The following is an 18762-nucleotide window of genomic DNA, read 5'->3' on the forward strand; positions in this document are numbered from 1 at the left end:
CTGTTCCTTATCTTATAAACAAGCTGCAATAATCAGTGCGCCCACGATATGTAAAGCGCCAGAGAACAACCCGTATCCTGTCTTCCCTTGCTGAATTCCCGTATCCAGATCCAGATTGGCCCATTTGCGAATCATAAAGTGTACAACACTCTCCAGAATCAACAAAATGATAAAGGATACAACGGAGACCAGCAATGCCTCTCCAAGATGACCAGCTGTAGAAATGGACGTAGCGAGTACATACCCTTGTGCAAATAATTTCATCACCATACGTGTGGTTACTGCCATATTGCCAGCCTTAACTTCAGCAAAATCCTTATATTTCGTGAACAGTGAATCTACATACATCAAGACAAACAGCAAAACCGAACCAGATCCGGTCCAGACCAACATCGCCAAAATATTCAAATCCATTTACACAGCCCCCACATATCAACATGAACCGCATTTAAAAGCGAAGGAGAAATGCTCTTCTCCTCCGCTGGTTAACCCTGCTGACAACAAGGTATTAGTTCTTATTATCGTACTGTTTCATCAATGCTGCGAGTTCGTCTTCAACAGCCTGATCTTTACCCAACTTCTCGAACTCTTCATCCAAAGATTTTCCTTTGGAAGACATTTCGTTACTTGCTTCTGCCTGTGCTTCCATCTGCATCATTTTCTCTTCCATACGCTTCATACCAGCACTTGCAGTATCAGAGCCAAACCCATTCAACGCTTTGTTGATTTCCGTTTGGGCTTTTGCTGCATTGTAACGGGCTACCAGTGTTTCACGTTTGTTCTTCATTTGAGTCAGTTGCTTACGCATCTCGTCGAGCTTGCCACGCAGGTTATCTGCAGAAGCCTTGTTTTGGTCATAGCTGGTTTTATACTCAGCCATCTTCTCTTCAGCAGCCTTTTTCTCTTCCAGAGCACGTCGAGCCAAATCCAGATTCTGAGCACGTGCCGCCGTATGCGCCTGCTCTTCGCGTTTCTTCACAAGAGCTTCCTGCTCTTCGAATAACTGCTTGAATTTCTTCTCAATGGCGATTTGTTGAGCTACTGCTTTCTCCGCATCTTCCAAATCCTCTTGCATGTCACGGATATATTGGTCCGTCATCTTGATTGGATCTTCCGCCTTGTCAATAATGGCGTTGATGTTAGACATGGTTAGATCACGCAAACGTTTGAAAATGGACATTATGTTATTCCTCCTAGTCGATATTACATCGTATATAAACATACATACGTAACAATCTGCAACTCGTTTCAATTTTAGCAAATAAAATCAAAACATTCGATGGCTCTTACGTCAGGAAGATCGTTTATCTTTGTTCAGATGGTCTTCCATTAACCTCTCTGCAGTCTGCACGATTTCGTCGATCTGCATCCGCGTGATGGAATCAAAATGAATCCCCATGATCACCGTAACGGTTACTTTCAGCTGCTGGGCAGCCTTCCGGGCAAGCCGCTCACACAGTTCTTGTTCCTTATGACCGGGAATATGTACCGTGGTCCCGCATACGCGCTCATGATCCACATAGAATGTGGCTGCGGCGCCAATATGCGCCTTTCCTCCGGTAACGAGAAAAACCTTATCTTCTCCTGCTTCAATCACCTGTAAACGTATAGATTTCAAATCATATGTACTCATACCCATCCACCTATCCTTTTCTATATGTTATATATGGAGGAATTATGGCTTTCATGAGCTACATCGGCAATGAAAATTCTCACACTACGCATAACTTATGGATACCCCGGGCATACCAAAGAGAACGTCATTTTGGAAAAGGAGGCCGTTATTATGCGCGTACGCCTCATTATGCTGATGGTTATCGTTATTTTTCTCGGAGGATATCATGCTCCAGTTTCATCGCGGGATGTTTCAAGCCCGCCAAGTGAATCCGTATCAGGTTCGGATTCTGCGGAAGAAGAACAACTGACATTGGGACAGTTACGTCAAAAATATGCCGATACGTTCAAAACCAATGGTCCTTCAACCAAGAAGGTTGCGCTGACTTTTGATGATGTACCTGATCCACGATTTACTCCACAAGTGCTGGATGTATTGAAGAAATACAATGTCAGAGCTACATTCTTCATCGTGGGTAGTCGTGCTGAGAAACATCCGGATCTGGTGAAACGCATCGTTAAGGAAGGGCATATGGTTGGTAATCACAGCTACAATCATCCTGAATTCAGTAAGCTGTCGATGAATGCTTTTCGCAAACAAATTTTACATACCGGGGATATTATTCGACGTTTGGCGGGATATACGCCCAAGATGATTCGGCCACCTTATGGAGACATTAATGAAGAACAGCTGAGATGGGCTGCCAAACAACACTATAGCATTGTGAACTGGAACGTAGACTCTCTGGACTGGAAAGGACTTTCAAAGGAACAGGTGAAAGATAACATCCTGTCGGCCGTAAAACCAGGCTCCATCGTTCTGCAACATGCTGGAGGCGGTGTAGGATCGAACCTGAACGGCACGATTGAGGCTTTGCCTGAAATCATTGAGGAATTGCAAAAGCGTGGATATGAACTCGTCACCTTGGACGAAATGCTGGGGTTGCCAAAGGCCATAGATTAAGCTGACCGTGATAGCAAAATAAATGAGAATATTAAAAGGGTGCTGTTCAATCGCAAATTAGCGACTAGCAGACACCCTGTTTGAATTCGTTAGATGTAATTTATTTTCTACTTCAGAATATACAGCTCGATATCCTGGAAACCAAATTTGCTTACGGACTGTTTGCTACCCGGGATAAAGATATCAATCCGGTGACCCTTGATTGCACCGCCCACATCACGCGCGGTGGCTACAAAAGCCTGTTTTGGCAATCCTGGATGGCTGTGACCAGTTACCAGTACTTTGGTTCCGAGTGGAATTACACTTGGATCAACTGCAATCGTACCCAGTTCAAGGTCATTTCCGAAATAATCGACTGCACCCCAGCCTCCATTTTCAGACGGATCTGCAGAGTATGCCGTTGCTTTCACGTTCACAGCTTTGCTGTAATCGAATGTTTTACCCCAGGCCTGAACCACTTTGTTATCTGCGTTAACGTCCAAGCTTGCTGTGTTAACCGTTTTGGCTTGGGTCTTGCTCTCCGTCGCCGCAGCGGCTGCTACATTGTTTGCCTTACCGGGAATCGTAATTTTCAAACCACCATAAATGTTGTAAGGTGAAATGTCGTTGTTTGCTTTAACCAACGTGTTGAGTGCTACTCCATATTGTTTTGATAAGGTGTAGAAGGTATCCCCTTCTTTGGCCACATGAACTGAATCGGCGTGAGCCGGAACGGCTTGAATGAGCATTGCTGTTGTCATTAATGCTACTGCTGTTTTGGCTATACGTTTCTTGTTAATCATGGTCTTCCTCCCTCATTGTGCCTGCGAAGTTAGTTGTCGGATTCGGATGAAGAGCCCACCCTATAGGTTCTTCATTACATTTGAGACGTTATGTACCCCTAATTCACCCCAAGCAGTGTGCTGTAGATCTTCCCCCTGCACAATCTGCATCGTTACATCCCCCGCACTCCCTGTCCGGAAGTTTCGGCAGAGTTCAATATATCACAATTTTGTAACCTGAACTTGTAGTAATTCTTACCAAATGGTTTTTAGCATGTAAGCATATGTAAGAATACTGGATAATTCAGAAAAGTTGGCGAACCGACTTCTTTATATTTGGTAACAGAATAGTTACTTTTCCGAATGCAAACATGATTATTATCCATAAAAAATAGCGTTACCGACTCGAAGTCAGTAACGCTATTTTCGATCACTTCGTTTAAAGTACTTTCGCAAGAAAATCACGTGTACGTGAATTTTTCGGTGCTCCAAATACCTCATCAGGTGTTCCCTCTTCTACAATAACCCCGCCATCCATGAACAGGATCCGGTCTCCCACTTCACGTGCAAAACCCATCTCATGTGTCACGATGACCATGGTCATCCCGCCTTCTGCAAGACGTTTCATGACATCCAGCACTTCACCGACCATCTCGGGGTCCAGTGCCGAAGTAGGCTCGTCAAACAGCATAACATGCGGCTGCATAGCCAATGCTCTTGCAATGGCGATCCGCTGCTTCTGTCCACCGGACAGCTGATTCGGGAATGTATCTTTTTTATCGTACAAGCCCACAGTGTTAAGCAGATCAGCAGCAATTTTCTCCGCTTCCTGCGTGGATTGTTTCTTCACTTTAATCGGAGCAATCGTGATGTTTTGCTGTACGGTTTTGTGTGGGAACAGGTTGAAATGCTGGAACACCATGCCCATTTTTTCCCGAGTTGCATTAATGTTGTGCTTGGGGTCCGTAATTGACACACCTTCAAAATCGATTTCACCTGATGTAGGTTGTTCCAAGAGGTTCAGACAACGCAAGAATGTACTTTTACCTGAACCGGAAGGACCGATAACCACGACAACCTCGCCTTTGCCAATCGTCACGTTAATGCCCTTAAGCACATCGTTATTACCATAAGATTTGTGTAATTGTCTAACGTCTATCACTTGCACTCAACTTCCTTTCCAGTCGTCCCAGCAGCTTGGACAAAATGAACGTCATTACAAAGTAGATGGCTGCTGCAATCAAAAATGGACTCAAGCCTTGGTACGTAATGTTTTTGACCACACTTGCCTGATACATAATGTCCACCATACCGATAACGGAGATAATGGAGGATTCTTTGATGATGGTTATGAATTCATTACCGATCGCCGGTAATACAGCTTTGAATGCCTGTGGCAATATGATATAACGCATCGCGGCGCCTCTTCCCATACCTAGGGAACGAGCTGCCTCCAACTGACCACGATCCACACCTTGGATACCCGCACGGAAAATCTCTGCCAGATACGCACCACTATTGATGGAAAGTGTGATAATACCCGCTTGCAGGGGACTAAAATTAATACCAAATGTCAAGGCCAATCCGTAATAGATTATCATCAATTGCACTAACATTGGAGTACCACGAATGACTTCGACATACGCTGTTCCAATCCAACGCAGAATGGCTACATCATGCAGACGGAACAAACAGATGATCAGTCCGATAATAACCCCAAATATTACACCAAGTGCAGATAACAGGAGCGTGTATCCTACACCTGTTGCATAGAAGCTCTTGTATTGCCAGAACACTTCAATTATATTTTGTGATTTGTTCACTTTATCAGCCATCAGGAGACTGGCGTCTGTGACCATTTGTTCGATCTTATTTTCACTTTTCAATCGTTCGAGCGTTCCATTTACCGCACTTAGCAACTCTGTATTACCTTTACGGATTCCAATTGCTGCTTCTACCTGTTCTTCATCAGGAACAGCAGGAGCAAGTGCAATCACATCGTCCAGATATCCCGCAGCAACGGTATCTTCAACGATTGCTGCATTTATACGATTCGTTTGCAACTGCAACACAATATCAGATATTTTATCAAGCGCAGTAAGCTTCGCTCCAGGGATATTCTGTCCAATTGTCTCTTGAATGGAACCCTTCTGCACCCCTATTTTTTCATTTTCCAGTTCTGCCATCGTCGGATATTTGTCTTTATCCGCACTGCGAACCATGATTACTTGTTTAGACTTGTAATAGGTGTCGGAAAAATCAATACTTTGCTTCCGCTCATCGGTTGGTGTCATGCCCGAGATGACCAGATCCACACGGCCACTCTGCAATGCAGGCAGGAGTCCGTCGAAGCCCATATCTTCAATGACAAGCTCAGCGCCAAGGTCTTTGGCAATTTCTTTGGCAATGGCAATATCAAACCCTACGATTTGATCTTTGCCATCGATCACTTTATGGAATTCATAGGGTGCAAAATCGGCACTTGTACCGAGCACCAGCTTTTTACTGCTTGAATTGTCTGAAGTCCCACTTGCAAATGCCACAGGAACGGCAGTCGTCAGCAGAACAACAAAGGTCAACAGCATCATAGTGTAACGACTTATCAATTTCAACCTTGTTCTCTCCCCTTACAATACTTTGTATGCTTCTCATGTTGATGACTGAGTCATTATAAAGTACAATGCATGATTATGCAATGCATTTTGACATTACAAATCTTGACTTGTTTCTGAAAAAATAAAGCAAACATGATATAATCAATAAATTATTTTCATTTTGCATAAGGAGTTTACTAATGACATCTAACAAATCACAGATCCTGACGGTTATTGATCAATATGCTTCCCGTTTTAAAGCCATTTCATCATATATCGGTGCCAACCCCGAACTGGGGAATGAAGAGTATCTTGCTTCTGCTCGTTTGAAAGAAGAACTGGTCTTCCACGGTTTCACTGTAGAGGCTCCAATCCTCGGTCTGGAGACAGCCTTTATCGGAACCTATTCAGCCGCCAAACCCGGCCCTACCATTGCTTTATTGTGCGAATATGACGCCTTGCCGGAGATCGGTCATGCTTGTGGTCACCATCTGATCTGCATGATGAGTCTTGGAGCTGCTGTTGGGCTGAAATCCATTCTGGATGAAGTAGGCGGAACAATTAAAGTGTTTGGTACACCCGCTGAAGAGACACGTGGTGCCAAAGTTCCGATGGCGGAAGCAGGCCTGTTCGATGACTGTGATGTCGCTCTCATGGCGCATCCGTATTATGCCTACGAAAAGTCAGGCAGCTCGCTGGCTATTGATGCTGTGCAATTTGAATTCCATGGCCGATCTTCACATGCTGCTGCAAGTCCGCACGAAGGTATTAATGCTCTTGATGCCGTCATTCAAACGTTCAACGGAATCAACGCATTCCGACAACAAGTAAAAAGCACCGTGCGCATTCATGGTGTGATCAACAACGGAGGTCAGGCAGCAAATATCATTCCTGACTATGCTTCTGCGCAGTTTTATGTACGGGCAGCAACTCGCAAAGAACTGAATATCCTCACAGAACGTGTGATTCAGATCGCTGAAGGCTCTGCTCTCCAGACAGGATGCAAGCTGGTGACATCCAACTATGAAACCTCCTATGACGAGATGGTTACCAATGAAGCATTCTCAGCTGCGTTTAGTCAAAATCTGATGGAACTTGGTATCCCGCAAGAAGAGATCGTGAGTGGTAATGATCACGGATCTATGGACATCGGTAATGTTTCCCTGAAATGTCCTGCGATCCATCCTTACATCCGTGTTGTGGATGAGGTTCATACACTGCACTCCATAGCCTTCCGTGACCTTGCACTACAGGAGCGCGCGCTGGACGGCATGATTCTGGGAGCCAAGGCACTTGCTACAACAGCCTATGACGTACTGAGCCAGCCAGAGCTGCTTCAAACCATCCGCACGGAGTTCGAGCAAGCTATTCGCTAAAATTCACTTTCAACATGTTATATAGGGGTGCCCTGAACAATCTTGGATTTCAAGCTGTTCAGGGCACCCTTTTTCTAAATTATCTGTAAGTATATTCAGCCCGAAGCTGGAAATGCTGTGAAAGAAACCTTTGAAAACGATGAAAATAATACATTTTATTACAGTAAATGTGATTCATTTGCTGGCTAACTTGGTTAATTATAACTATAACTTATCCTATATTCAGGAGGTGCTGTCATGCTGCTCGAAGCCATGTATCATGTTCCTCGTGACAAGTGGGCTTATGCCTATAATTCGTCTACCATACATCTGCGCGTACGAACCAAACGTAATGATGTGCAATATGTGACCGCACTGACCGGAGATAAGTACGATTGGAATGGAACGTACAAGGAAATTCAATTGGAGAAGGCTGCTTCGGATAATATGTTTGATTATTGGGAGGCTGCCGTCAAGCCACAATTCAAACGTCTCACTTATATATTTCGGATAACTGCCGGTTCAGAAGATGTTTTTCTAGCGGATAATGGCATTCATTATGAGACCCCCTATCCAACTGGAGGATATTATGAGTTCTCGTATATACATGAAATTGATGTGTTTAAGGTGCCCGAGTGGGCCAAAGAAGCCGTCTTTTATCAGATCATGACGGAACGGTTTGCTAATGGAGATCCCAAGCTGAATCCTAAAGAAACGCATGACTGGGGTGGCAAACCTGAGTTGGACAATTATTTTGGTGGAGATCTGCAAGGTGTACTGGATCATCTGTATGACCTAACTGAACTTGGCGTGAACGCCATTTACTTTACCCCGTTATTCCAGGCCAATTCCTACCACAAATACGACACGATTGATTATAAAAAAGTCGACCCCCATTTCGGTGATAATGCCCTGCTTAAACAATTGACAGAAGAATGTCATCGCCTGGGTATACGTGTCATGCTTGACGCGGTGTTTAACCATTGCAGCGAAGACTTCCCTCCTTTTCAAGACGTTCTCCAGAATGGAAAAAACTCTAAGTATGCCGACTGGTTCCACATCAATGAATATCCGGTTCAGATCAAGGATGGTATACCAACCTACGATACATTTGGGTTCTATGGCAACATGCCCAAGTTCAATACAGCCAACCCTGAGGTTAAGGCATATCTACTCGATGTAGCTGAGTACTGGATCAAGGAAATCAAGCTGGATGGGTGGCGTCTGGATGTAGCAAATGAGGTGGATAACCATTTCTGGCGTGATTTTCGCAAGGTTGTTAAGGCAGCGAATCCGGAAGCCTATATTGTTGGTGAAGTATGGAGCGACTCCTTGACCTGGCTCATGGGGGATCAATTCGATTCCGTCATGAATTATCCATTTGCCGACAAAGTGCTCCAGTTCTTCTGCGGTTCAATGGATGGGTATAACTTTGCCAACGAGATGGGTTCACTGATTATGCGCTATCCGCAACAAACCAACGAAGTGATCTTTAATATGCTGTGCAGCCACGATACCCCACGATTGCTTACCCGGTTAGGAGAAGACAAACGCCGTTTAAAATTGTCGGTTGTATTTCTTTTCACCTATATCGGCACACCTTGTATTTTCTACGGCGATGAGGTGGGAATTAGTGGTGATGCTGACCCGGATTGTCGAAAATGTATGGAATGGGACCCGGCCAAGCAAGACAGAGAATTGTATGATTTCTATCGCCTGATGATCGATTTACGCAAAAGTAATGAAGCCCTGCGCAAAGGACGCTTCCGATTCCTCAAGGCTGACCACAATGATCCCTGTATCGTGTACGAGCGTGCGGATGACAACCTTCACTTTACCGTATGGATGAACAATACACCTCAAGATCGAACGCTTTCTCATCCTATGGAAACCAAAGACTGGAAAGATGCATTAACTGAAGAGCCTGTGTTTCCAGCCGATGGAATGATGAATATTAAGCTTGACCCCTATGGGTACCGCATTTTGTATAGACAGCTTGATCCTACAACCATCCAACACGGCTGAGGTTTAAATTCTGAACAGTCATATAAAAGAAAAGAAAAACACTTCCATCGTCTCAGATGATACTTCATTCTGAACTTTGGAAGTGTTTTGTTTATTGGATTGAAAAAAGCCACAGCATGATATGCTGCGACTTTTTCAGGATTGCATCAGTTTACAGGGTCAAGTGTGATCCGACGATAAATGTCCATATATTCTTCAGCAGAGACGTTCCAGCTGTATTCTCCACCCATTGCATTCTTCACAATTTTCTTCCAGTGTTCTGGCTGTTTGTAGATCTCCTCAGCACGCCGAATGGTATTCATCATGTCATGTGCATTAAAGCTTGTGAATGAGAAACCATTCCCTTCTCCAGTAAACTCGTTATATGCCTGTACAGTATCGTTCAGACCGCCTGTTTCCCTTACGAGAGGCACACTACCGTACCGCAGAGCCAGCAGCTGACTAATACCACACGGCTCGAATCTGGATGGCATCAGGAAGATATCACTGCCTGCATAGAACCGACGGGATAACCCGTCGTTGAACTTAATCTGTGCAGACATTTTAAGTGGATAACGATTCGCGGCTTCACGGAACCAGTGTTCATACGCCTGCTCTCCTGTCCCCAGTACCGCGAATTGAATGTCATCATAATACAACAATTCATCCAGGATACGACAGACCAGATCAAGTCCTTTGGAATCCACAAGCCTTGTGACCATGACCATAAGGGGTACATCAGGTCGAACAGGCAAGCCAAGTTCCTTTTGCAGCTCAATTTTGTTTTCCGTTTTCTTGGACAGACTTGTTCTGTATTTCACCGGGATCTTGGTGTCTGTAGCCGGATTGTAGCTCTTGGTATCAATGCCATTTACAATCCCGCTGAATCGATCTCCAAGTGAACTAAGCAGTCCGTCCAGACCGTATCCGTAATAAGATGTTTTCACTTCCTGTGCGTAAGTTGGACTAACGGTTGTTACATGGTCAGCGTAGACAATTCCAGCCTTCAGGAAGTTGACATTACCGTAATACTCGGCTCCATCCACGGTGAAATATCGATCGTCCAGCTCAAGGATATCACTGAATAACTCATGCGGGAATACCCCTTGATACAACAAGTTATGTATGGTGAATACCGTACGAATATCACTGTAGAATGGATCGTGTCTGTAGTGTGCTTCAAGCACCAAAGGAATCATTCCTGCATGCCAGTCATGACTGTGCAGCACGTCAGGCTTGAACTCAATCTGTGGCAACACTTCGAGAACTGCACGGTTGAAGAAGGCGAAACGCTCGCCATCATCCATGTAACCGTACACTCCATCACGCCCAAAATAATACTCATTATCCACAAAATAGACTGGAATCCCATCATGGACCAGCATTTCTATTCCACAATAGGGTCTGCGCCAGCCAAGAGGCACATCCGTTGTAATTACGGACTGTAACGCGTCTTTATACTCATCGGGAATCCCCTTGTACTTAGGCATAATCACCCGCACATCTGCCCCGCTCTTCTTCAATGCAAACGGGAGAGCACCGATTACGTCAGCAAGGCCTCCTGTTTTGATAAATGGATGTACTTCAGCAGCAGCAAATAGAATATTCATGCCTTTGTCCTCCTCTTCGGTTTGAGCGTATTGCTTTCATTTTTATTCTTCGTTTTTGAACTGACGGAAGTTATAGTCGCAGGTGATTCATCCGTTTTCCGACGCGTGTTCTTTTTTATAATCACGATGCTAAGCGGAGGCAATACCAATTCGAGACTATGCGGATGCCCATGAAAAGGAATCTTTTCGGTAGGCAGCTGCATATCATTAGTAATGCCTGAACCGCCGTAAACGGAATGGTCACTGTTCAGTACTTCGGTATACATACCGGGACGCATGACACCAATCCGGTAACGCTCCCGCTTGACCGGCTGAAAGTTAATGAGCACAAGGAGTGTATCCGCAGGTTTTTTTCCTTTGCGTACGTATGAAATGACACTCTGGTCCTGATCATCCGGAGTGATCCATTCATAACCGTCTAGGGAATGATCAAGCTCCCACAAAGCTTTTTCACTCAAGTACAGGTTAGACAGCTCACGCTCAAACTTATGCAAATTGCGGTGACTGTCATAATCCAGCAAGAACCAGTCCAGTTGATCCTCATCTTTCCATTCGATGAACTGGCCAAAGTCTCCACCCATAAACAACAGCTTTTTCCCTGGGAAAGTCATAAAATAGCCCAGAAAAGCACGCATGCCGGCAAATTTCTGTTCATAAGTTCCTGGCATCTTGTCGAGGAGCGACTTTTTGCCATGAACAACCTCGTCATGTGACAGAGGTAGCACATAATTTTCAGCAAAGGAGTATACGACCGGGAAAGTCAGCAAATGATGTTTGGAAGGACGCTCGTGAAAATCAGATTCCATGTAATCAAGCGTATCGTTCATCCAGCCCATGTTCCATTTGTAGTTGAAGCCCAGACCACCTTCATCTACAGGTAAAGTCACCATTGGCCATGCACTGGATTCTTCAGCCATCATCAATGCATAAGGGAAATACTTGAACACCGTCTCATTCAGCTGCTGCAAAAAAGCTACAGCTTCCTTGTTCTCAAGACCACCTTCATCATTGGTACGATATTGGCCTGGCTGCTTCTCAAAATCAAGCCGAAGCATACTCGTAACCGCATCAACACGGAGTCCGTCAAAATGATACATCTCCATCCAATATAATGCATTGGAGATCAGAAATGAACGAATCTCAGGTTTCGAGTAGTCAAAGCTAAGAGTACCCCAGCCTGGCTTCTCTGCTAACATCGGGTCTGCATACTCATACAAAGGCGTACCATCAAACATACGCAACCCATGAGCATCTTTGGCAAAATGCGCTGGTACCCAATCCAGCAGAACTCCAATTCCAGCCTGATGTAGTGTATCCACCAGATACATCAGATCTTTGGGCTGTCCGTAACGGCTTGTTGGCGCGTAAAATCCAGTGTTTTGGTATCCCCACGAAAGATCATAAGGATGCTCACTAAGAGGCATCATCTCAACATGGGTATATTTCATTTCCAATAAGTAAGGAACAAGCAAATCAGCCATCTCTCGATAACTGTAGAGGCTTCCGTCTTCTTTGCGCTTCCAGGTTCCCATATGCATTTCATAAATATGTAGGGGTTTATTATACAGCCCGCGTTGTTTGCGTCTCCAGGCTCCATCATTCCATTTGTACCCTTCGATTGAACTGGTGACAGAGGCTGTCTGAGGTCGAACCTCCGCATGAAACGCATAAGGATCGGCTTTGAGCAATTCTGTTCCATCTTCCGTTAATATACGGAACTTGTATAAAGTTCCTTCACTAATTTCCGGAAAAAAACGACTCCAAAATCCTGATTCGGGTATCTTATATAAAGGTTCCTTTTCACCTTTCCATCCATTACGGTCCAGAGCCAATCCTACTTCTGCGGCATTTGGTGCCCACACGGTAAAGCGATACCCCTGACGGCCATCGCAGATCTCAGGCTGTGCGCCCAAAATTCGATAACTGTGATGAAGGTTACCTTCATGAAATAAATAAATATGCTCCGGCAATATGTCCGGGTGTGCCAACGGTTGAATGGCCAAGAGATCACCTTCTTTTCAAGAAAATAGATATAACAGTAACCATTACCCCATTCTAGCCAAGTTGAAAAGAAAAATGCGGTGTCTTAGAAAATGTTGTCTTTTTTCTGAATTTTTACAGTAACAATCGTTTCATCTGCTCTACTTTGCGTTAATGATGTACTACAATGCACAATATTTTGGGAGGGAAACGATTATGTTTAATAAAGATTGCATCGCTATGCTGTTGGCGGGAGGAGAAGGGAAGCGATTAGCCCCTTTAACCTCAAGTATCGCAAAACCCGCTGTACCGTTTGGCGGGCACTACCGGATCATCGATTTTCCTCTCAGTAACTGCGTTAATTCAGGAATTGACACTGTAGGTGTACTGACGCAGTACCAAGCGGAATCTTTGCATGATCACATTGGTCAAGGCGAACCATGGGGACATGGTAACTCAAGTCAGGCAGGAATTTCCTTACTTCCATCTTATCATACAGGAAATGACGAATACTTGGGAACGGCGGATGCTATTTATAAAAATATTGACTATATTGATCAGCAAAACCCCGAAAATGTTCTAATTTTGTCGGGTGATCATATTTATCATATGAATTATCGCGAGATGTTGGAGGCTCATCAAGCCAATAATGCAGCAGCAACGATTTCAGTAATGGAAGTTCCATGGGATGAAGCACATCGCTTCGGTATTATGGCTGCTGATGAGAATTTACGTGTAACCGAGTTTGCCGAGAAACCGGCTGAACCAAAAAGTAATCTGGCTTCAATGGGCATTTACATGTTCAAATGGGATTATCTGAAACGCCATCTCTTGGAAGATGCCGCTAACCCTGAATCCAGCCATGACTTCGGTAAAGATGTGATTCCTCAAATGTTGAACGAAAATAATCCCCTCTTTGTCTATAACTTTAATGGTTATTGGAAAGACGTAGGTACGGTTAAGAGCCTTTGGGATGCACATATGGATCTGTTACACAACGAGGAAGACTGGAGTCTGCAAAAAGAAAACTGGCCGATGTTTACTCGCGACTGGCGCTCCAAGCCAAGTGCTTACAAAGCAAGACATACAAAGATCGAACATGTTACTTCCATGATTCACGATTCTTGTGCAATCGAAGGTCGTTCGGAGCGTTCCGTTATCTTCTGCGGTGCAGAAGTGGGTAAAGGCTCTGAGGTTAAAGACAGTGTCGTTATGCCAAACGCACGCATAGGCCGTGGGGTTCACATCGAACGCGCCATCATCGGTGAAGGTGCAATAATCAAGGACGGTGCAATCGTTAAAGGTACGGCGGATGAAATTGTGGTCGTTGGACCTAACGAGATCGTCTCTGCCAAACCGGCTGTCCGTACGCAACCTGTTCGTATGTTGAAAGAAGTATATGAGAAAAGTGGACGCCTGCGCACTGGTGAACTTTCTTCATAAGAATATGCAAAAAAGGTGAGCCTTGGATGGCTCACCTTTTTTTTGTGTTGATATGGAAGTTATAAAGCGTACATGCTCGATCAATCATCAGGTAGAAAAATCTCTTATCTTTTAAAACCTTAAGACTTTTCTAGATCCGATTTTGTATCACTTGCTGTTCCCTCATCTGTGACTTCAGCATCACCAGACGCGGTTACAGATTCTTCTGGACCCATCTCCTCAGACACAGCCGGTAATGTAACCGTAACGGTTGTACCAGATCCAAGTTCACTCTGCATCGTGATCGTTCCCTCATGCAGTTCTACCAATTCTTGCGTAATCGCAAGACCCAGTCCCGTTCCCCCATTTTGATGATTAACCTGGAAGAAGCGGTCCCGTACTTTGATTAGGTGTTCTTCACTAATTCCGATACCGGTATCCTGAACAGCTGCAATGATCTGACCATTCTCCTCTTTGACCGACAAGAAGATCCAGGAATTCTCATGTGAAAATTTGATCGCATTATCCACAACGTTTAAGAAAACTTGTTTCAGTCTATTGCCGTCTCCATGGACATTATAAGCACGCGTCTCGTCCGTTTCCAATTTGAGATGGACCTGTTTTTGTTCCGCTTTGGCCCAGACATTCAACATCGTTTCCTGTACAATTTCACGAATGTTGACCGTTCCTTTGACCAGCTTCATCTGATTCTGCTGCAATTTGGAGAAATCCAGCATCTCTTCAACAAGTCCAATCAGTCGTTCGGTTTCCTTGGAGATAATACCCATACCGATACGAGTTTCTTCCGGATCATAACCGCCTGAGTCCAGTGTCTCGCTCCAGCCCTTAATACTGGTCAAAGGTGTTCTTAATTCATGTGAGATCGAGGAGATAAAATCATCCTTGATCTGATTACTGCGCACGATTTCATGTGCCATGAAGTTAAGTGTTGATGCCAATTCGCCCAGTTCGTGCTTATAATTTCCCTTAACCCTGACATCCAGCCGCCCTCTGGCCATTTGGGCAGATACTGCGGTGATGTTGTTAATTGGACGTACAATGGAATTTGCCATACCAATGCTGATGATCAACACTATAGCAAGCACGCCAACACCGACCGCAGCGGCGAGTAGTCCCATATTCAACAGCTTTGAATTCACATCTTCGAGTGAAGTCAGATATCGAATAACATAAGTATTTTCGCCGCCCAGATCAAACTTGTGTGAAACGGCCATGACGGATTCTCCAGTACCTGGTTGTCTTCCAATCCAGCGTCCCATATCCCCATTCAGAGCCTGCATAATATCACTGGTTTGCAGCACAGCACGGTCAGATTCAAAAGCAGTCGAACTCGCCAATACGCGCCCGTTCAGATCCAAAATTTCCAATTCAGTATTGGACAATGCCAAGTTCACAAGGAGTCTGGATAGATTATTGCCATCCTCCGTAGTATTCTCACGAGCGATTGGCTCGAAAAAGTCCTTTGAATTAGAAATGTGGGTACTAATCGTATTGTAGATACTTTCATAATAATACCTTTGTACTGCCAACATAAATACGAATTCGACCAACAGCAGAGCGAGAAAAACTACAAAGAAATAATGTAGTACGATCTGCCGAGTAATGCCTTTTTTAATCATTGCTCCCGGCCCTTCCATTTGTACCCGTGACCCCATACAGTTTGCAGGTATTCGGGCTCGGAAGGATTGTTCTCAATTTTCTGACGCAGACGACGAATGTTGACATCCACAATTTTGGGATCACCCATGTACTCTTTTCCCCACACATGATCTAACAATACATCGCGGCTGAGCGGTGTATTTTCTTTTTCCAGGAAAAACTGAATCAAGGAAAACTCCGTTGGAGTCAATTCAATGGCTTCATTCTGTTTCTTGAATTGCTTCGAGATCAGGTCCAGTGAAAATGGCCCGGACTGGAACGTAACCTTTGCCGCAGTTTCCCGATGCACGTTCACCCGGCGTAACAATGACTGAATACGTGCAATCAACTCTGTTGGGCTGAAAGGCTTGCTGACGTGATCATCTGCACCAACGGAGAGAGCATACACTTTATCCTGTTCCTGAACTTTCGCGGTCAAAAAGATGATGCCCAGACGTTCATTGGTTTCACGGATGCGTCGACAGACCTCAAATCCATCAATACCTGGTACCATAACATCCAGCAGAGCCAGATCAATATCCGGTACTGTCTGAAGTATGCGGAGTGCTTCATGGCCATCACCCGCTTCAAGCACTTCGAATCCGTTTCTCTTTAAATTAATCACTATAAAACTGCGGATGGATTCTTCATCCTCAAGAATAAGTACTTTACTCATTAAGTTCTCCCTTTCTATTCAGCTGAGAAGTATTGCTCAGTGCATCTTTACCCGCCTCTGATTGTGCTACTCGTGAAGCAATAACCCGATCTTTGGTACGCGTAATTTCCTTCCAGCTTTTACCCTTCTCCTGTTCCCACTTGGAAAGGGTGAAATATTTGATCTCTGCTACGGTTTCGTCCGTATCAATCATTTTAAATCGAATATATTTTTCCTTCTCCGATTTGGTGTCAATAGTGATCTTACCGTACCACTCTGGCTTGAGATTTAGATGGAATAAATCAGCATCATCCCGGAATTGGAATGAGACAAATTTCTTGCTGTCTTTGCCATCCCATTGGTAATAGGTATAGAACCACAACCTGGAGTCAAAAACGTAATGCTCCCAGCCTTTTGGAGTCTCTTTAAGTCCAAACTCAATAATACCATCATTATCGACATCACCGCTTAAAATTTTGTCATCTCTATACGTTTGATCCGGTGATTTAAAAGCATTGACTAACTTGTTATCTTTAACATACATAATTTGTGAGAAGGAACTCCGATCATCCAGCTCAGCATCCAGTACAATGCCCATTTGTCCTTTGGAGATCTCGCCACCCAGCGCATTATAAACTTCTTTAACGGTATAATCGGTCTGCACCCGATCCACTTCCTTGAAGCTACCATCTTCATACTGGTATAACGCAATCGATGCAAAACCACTGGTGTTCAGCGAAATGATAACAAAATCACTTTTACCATCTCCGCTCAAATCCAGCGTGTTCCCCTGCGCATTATCAATAATATATTGATTATACGGAACTCCACCCAAGACCTGCTCCAGTGCCCCGCCCTTGTAGGAATATGCAGTCAGGGCCTTCTGCTCCTGCAGACTTACACCAAGAATAATATCCGGATTTCCGTCATTCGTAATATCCAATACTTTAAAGGATTGCAACTCATTTCCCGGCACATCAAATGTAAGCTTTTTAACCCATGTGCCTCCCTGCTCTTCCAAAATCATGCCATGGATTCGCACATTCTCATTTGGTGTCTCATAAAAAACAATCGCTTCCCGAGTTCCATCCCCATTCAGGTCTTCTACTCGAATCATACTGGTATTATTCATATCCTTGGGACGGATCAACGTGCTCTCTGGCGGCAGTTTAACCTGAACCACGTTGTACAGTTTCTCCTTATCGGTGGACATCATTGGTTTTCTCATCAAGCCCTTGGGGTCACTTATGACTGTGCATCCGCTTAGAACAGAACCAAGCATAATCGCCATAGTTCCTGCTGCAATGAAGCGTCCCCACCGTGAATTAAACAATCTCATCACTCTTTTCAATAGTTTAAATCTGGTTTTTTTCTTGCTGTGTCAGTCTTCGTCCACGAATATCAAAAGCAATCTTGCCTTCTGCCAATCCCCAGATCCGTGTGGCATGTTTTTCAGCAAGTTCAATAGGCAGTACTGCAATGACTGTTGCACGTTCTTCTTCACATAATTTGCGCAGCGTTTCCAGCACCGAATCTGCTGTGTGAGGGTCAAGACCAATCACTGGTTCATCGGCCAAAACGACTTTGGCACCATGAGCAAGTGCTCTTGCAATAGCAACACGCTGCTTCTCGCCACCACTGAGCTTCTCTGCTATTTGATGTGCTTTATCAAGTAATCCCAATCCTTCGAGATAATCCATAGCACCCATATAATCATCGGAACGTACCATACCGGTTACCATTCTCCATACGGGAGTCTGACCCGATCGTCCGATTAACACATTTTTAAGAGCCGTACGTCTAGGAAATAATTCTGGATTTTGTTCCAAGTATGCCCATTCCCGTTTGATTTTCCGTTTTCCGGACCAGCCTTCTTTCAAAATCTCGGCACCATCCACCGTAAACCGGCCGGAATCCCATTTTTCCATCATGGCCAAACATTTAAGCAACATGCTTTTACCGCTACCGCTTGAGCCAACTACAGCAATCATTTCACCCTGTTGCATATCAAATCGAATATCCCGCAGAACGGGAACGCGGTCCACGCCAACGGATTTACTCAAGTTCTCTACTCTGATCATCGCGATGTCTCCTCTTGTCCATGTTTTTCCCTACCACTAGTGTACTCGGAAATGGACATCAAT

Annotated in this window: 16 protein-coding genes and 1 riboswitch; of the genes, 4 read left to right on the plus strand and 12 right to left on the minus strand. The window is 44.5% G+C overall.

Translation table 11 applies throughout. The features are described from left to right. Positions 1 to 12: 12 nt before the first annotated feature. From MKY66_RS17445 to MKY66_RS17455, 3 genes are all read right to left on the minus strand, one after another. Positions 13 to 414 (minus strand): DUF350 domain-containing protein, encoded by a 402-nt coding sequence (locus MKY66_RS17445; RefSeq protein WP_036613690.1) that lies wholly within the window; start codon positions 412 to 414, stop codon positions 13 to 15. A 94-nt stretch (positions 415 to 508) separates the two neighbouring features. Beyond that, positions 509 to 1180 carry a PspA/IM30 family protein gene (locus MKY66_RS17450; protein ID WP_076210133.1) on the minus strand — a complete coding sequence of 224 codons (672 nt, stop codon included), beginning with the start codon at positions 1178 to 1180 and terminating at the stop codon, positions 509 to 511. A 111-nt stretch (positions 1181 to 1291) separates the two neighbouring features. After that, a complete protein-coding gene (locus MKY66_RS17455) occupies positions 1292 to 1633 on the minus strand; it encodes a hypothetical protein (protein WP_076210132.1) in 342 nt (113 codons plus the stop codon). A 153-nt stretch (positions 1634 to 1786) separates the two neighbouring features. Between MKY66_RS17455 and MKY66_RS17460 the strand changes: the two genes are divergently transcribed. Next, positions 1787 to 2578 carry a polysaccharide deacetylase family protein gene (locus MKY66_RS17460; protein WP_076210131.1) on the plus strand — a complete coding sequence of 264 codons (792 nt, stop codon included), beginning with the start codon at positions 1787 to 1789 and terminating at the stop codon, positions 2576 to 2578. Between the two features lie 107 nt (positions 2579 to 2685). Here the strand turns inward: MKY66_RS17460 and MKY66_RS17465 are convergent, their stop codons facing one another. The 3 genes from MKY66_RS17465 to MKY66_RS17475 all read right to left on the minus strand — a co-directional run bounded on the left by MKY66_RS17465 (position 2686) and on the right by MKY66_RS17475 (position 5951). Continuing rightward, complete coding sequence (locus MKY66_RS17465; RefSeq protein WP_076210130.1) at positions 2686 to 3360, minus strand: 3D domain-containing protein; 675 nt, start codon at positions 3358 to 3360, stop codon at positions 2686 to 2688. Positions 3361 to 3362: 2 nt separating this feature from the next. After that, a riboswitch (cyclic di-AMP (ydaO/yuaA leader) is annotated at positions 3363 to 3559 on the minus strand. Positions 3560 to 3778: 219 nt separating this feature from the next. Next, positions 3779 to 4501: an amino acid ABC transporter ATP-binding protein gene (locus tag MKY66_RS17470; RefSeq protein WP_017688094.1), complete on the minus strand. Its 723-nt coding sequence runs from the start codon at positions 4499 to 4501 to the stop codon at positions 3779 to 3781. After that, positions 4488 to 5951: an ABC transporter substrate-binding protein/permease gene (locus MKY66_RS17475; protein ID WP_083656995.1), complete on the minus strand. Its 1464-nt coding sequence runs from the start codon at positions 5949 to 5951 to the stop codon at positions 4488 to 4490. Before MKY66_RS17475 ends, MKY66_RS17470 begins: the two co-directional genes overlap by 14 nt. Positions 5952 to 6133: 182 nt before the next feature. Here MKY66_RS17475 and MKY66_RS17480 point away from each other — a divergent pair, with 182 nt between their 5' ends. Both MKY66_RS17480 and MKY66_RS17485 read left to right on the plus strand, forming a co-directional pair. Next, positions 6134 to 7309 (plus strand): M20 family metallopeptidase, encoded by a 1176-nt coding sequence (locus tag MKY66_RS17480; protein WP_076210129.1) that lies wholly within the window; start codon positions 6134 to 6136, stop codon positions 7307 to 7309. 237 nt (positions 7310 to 7546) lie between these two features. After that, entirely contained in the window at positions 7547 to 9313 is a 1767-nt protein-coding gene (locus MKY66_RS17485) for an alpha-glycosidase (protein WP_076210128.1), read from the plus strand. A gap of 146 nt (positions 9314 to 9459) precedes the next feature. Here MKY66_RS17485 and glgA read toward each other — a convergent pair whose 3' ends face one another. Next, complete coding sequence (glgA, locus tag MKY66_RS17490; RefSeq protein ID WP_076210127.1) at positions 9460 to 10902, minus strand: glycogen synthase GlgA; 1443 nt, start codon at positions 10900 to 10902, stop codon at positions 9460 to 9462. Beyond that, positions 10899 to 12905 (minus strand): 1,4-alpha-glucan branching protein GlgB, encoded by a 2007-nt coding sequence (gene glgB, locus MKY66_RS17495; RefSeq protein WP_076210126.1) that lies wholly within the window; start codon positions 12903 to 12905, stop codon positions 10899 to 10901. The genes glgA and glgB overlap by 4 nt, the downstream gene beginning before the upstream one ends. 193 nt (positions 12906 to 13098) lie before the next feature. Between glgB and MKY66_RS17500 the strand changes: the two genes are divergently transcribed. Further along, positions 13099 to 14325 (plus strand): glucose-1-phosphate adenylyltransferase, encoded by a 1227-nt coding sequence (locus MKY66_RS17500; protein WP_076210125.1) that lies wholly within the window; start codon positions 13099 to 13101, stop codon positions 14323 to 14325. Between the two features lie 119 nt (positions 14326 to 14444). On the opposite strand, the gene MKY66_RS17505 is transcribed toward MKY66_RS17500, so the two are convergent. Genes MKY66_RS17505 through MKY66_RS17520 form a run of 4 tightly spaced genes read right to left on the minus strand, consistent with a single transcriptional unit; the run spans position 14445 to position 18699 of the window. After that, positions 14445 to 15944, minus strand: a complete 1500-nt coding sequence (locus tag MKY66_RS17505; RefSeq protein ID WP_076210124.1) for a HAMP domain-containing sensor histidine kinase — start codon at positions 15942 to 15944, stop codon at positions 14445 to 14447. Then, complete coding sequence (locus tag MKY66_RS17510; protein ID WP_017688086.1) at positions 15941 to 16639, minus strand: response regulator transcription factor; 699 nt, start codon at positions 16637 to 16639, stop codon at positions 15941 to 15943. The genes MKY66_RS17505 and MKY66_RS17510 overlap by 4 nt, the downstream gene beginning before the upstream one ends. Beyond that, the gene (locus tag MKY66_RS17515) at positions 16632 to 17951 is read right to left on the minus strand and encodes a hypothetical protein (protein ID WP_143760298.1); all 1320 of its coding nucleotides are present in this window, start codon (positions 17949 to 17951) and stop codon (positions 16632 to 16634) included. The genes MKY66_RS17510 and MKY66_RS17515 overlap by 8 nt, the downstream gene beginning before the upstream one ends. Before the next feature lie 22 nt (positions 17952 to 17973). Next, entirely contained in the window at positions 17974 to 18699 is a 726-nt protein-coding gene (locus tag MKY66_RS17520; protein WP_036613671.1) for an ATP-binding cassette domain-containing protein, read from the minus strand. Between the last annotated feature and the right edge of the window lie 63 nt (positions 18700 to 18762).

This window comes from Paenibacillus sp. FSL R5-0766 (assembly GCF_037971845.1).
Lineage (GTDB): Bacteria > Bacillota > Bacilli > Paenibacillales > Paenibacillaceae > Paenibacillus.

Excerpts from the sequence above, each read along its gene's own strand:
- MKY66_RS17445 (WP_036613690.1), bottom strand. The coding sequence starts at position 414 with ATGGATTTGAATATTTTGGCGATGTTGGTCTGGACCGGATCTGGTTCG.
- MKY66_RS17450 (WP_076210133.1), bottom strand. The coding sequence starts at position 1,180 with ATGTCCATTTTCAAACGTTTGCGTGATCTAACCATGTCTAACATCAAC.
- MKY66_RS17455 (WP_076210132.1), bottom strand. The coding sequence starts at position 1,633 with ATGAGTACATATGATTTGAAATCTATACGTTTACAGGTGATTGAAGCA.
- MKY66_RS17460 (WP_076210131.1), top strand. The coding sequence starts at position 1,787 with ATGCGCGTACGCCTCATTATGCTGATGGTTATCGTTATTTTTCTCGGA.
- MKY66_RS17465 (WP_076210130.1), bottom strand. The coding sequence starts at position 3,360 with ATGATTAACAAGAAACGTATAGCCAAAACAGCAGTAGCATTAATGACA.
- MKY66_RS17480 (WP_076210129.1), top strand. The coding sequence starts at position 6,134 with ATGACATCTAACAAATCACAGATCCTGACGGTTATTGATCAATATGCT.
- MKY66_RS17485 (WP_076210128.1), top strand. The coding sequence starts at position 7,547 with ATGCTGCTCGAAGCCATGTATCATGTTCCTCGTGACAAGTGGGCTTAT.
- glgA (WP_076210127.1), bottom strand. The coding sequence starts at position 10,902 with ATGAATATTCTATTTGCTGCTGCTGAAGTACATCCATTTATCAAAACA.
- MKY66_RS17500 (WP_076210125.1), top strand. The coding sequence starts at position 13,099 with ATGTTTAATAAAGATTGCATCGCTATGCTGTTGGCGGGAGGAGAAGGG.
- MKY66_RS17505 (WP_076210124.1), bottom strand. The coding sequence starts at position 15,944 with ATGATTAAAAAAGGCATTACTCGGCAGATCGTACTACATTATTTCTTT.
- MKY66_RS17510 (WP_017688086.1), bottom strand. The coding sequence starts at position 16,639 with ATGAGTAAAGTACTTATTCTTGAGGATGAAGAATCCATCCGCAGTTTT.
- MKY66_RS17520 (WP_036613671.1), bottom strand. The coding sequence starts at position 18,699 with ATGATCAGAGTAGAGAACTTGAGTAAATCCGTTGGCGTGGACCGCGTT.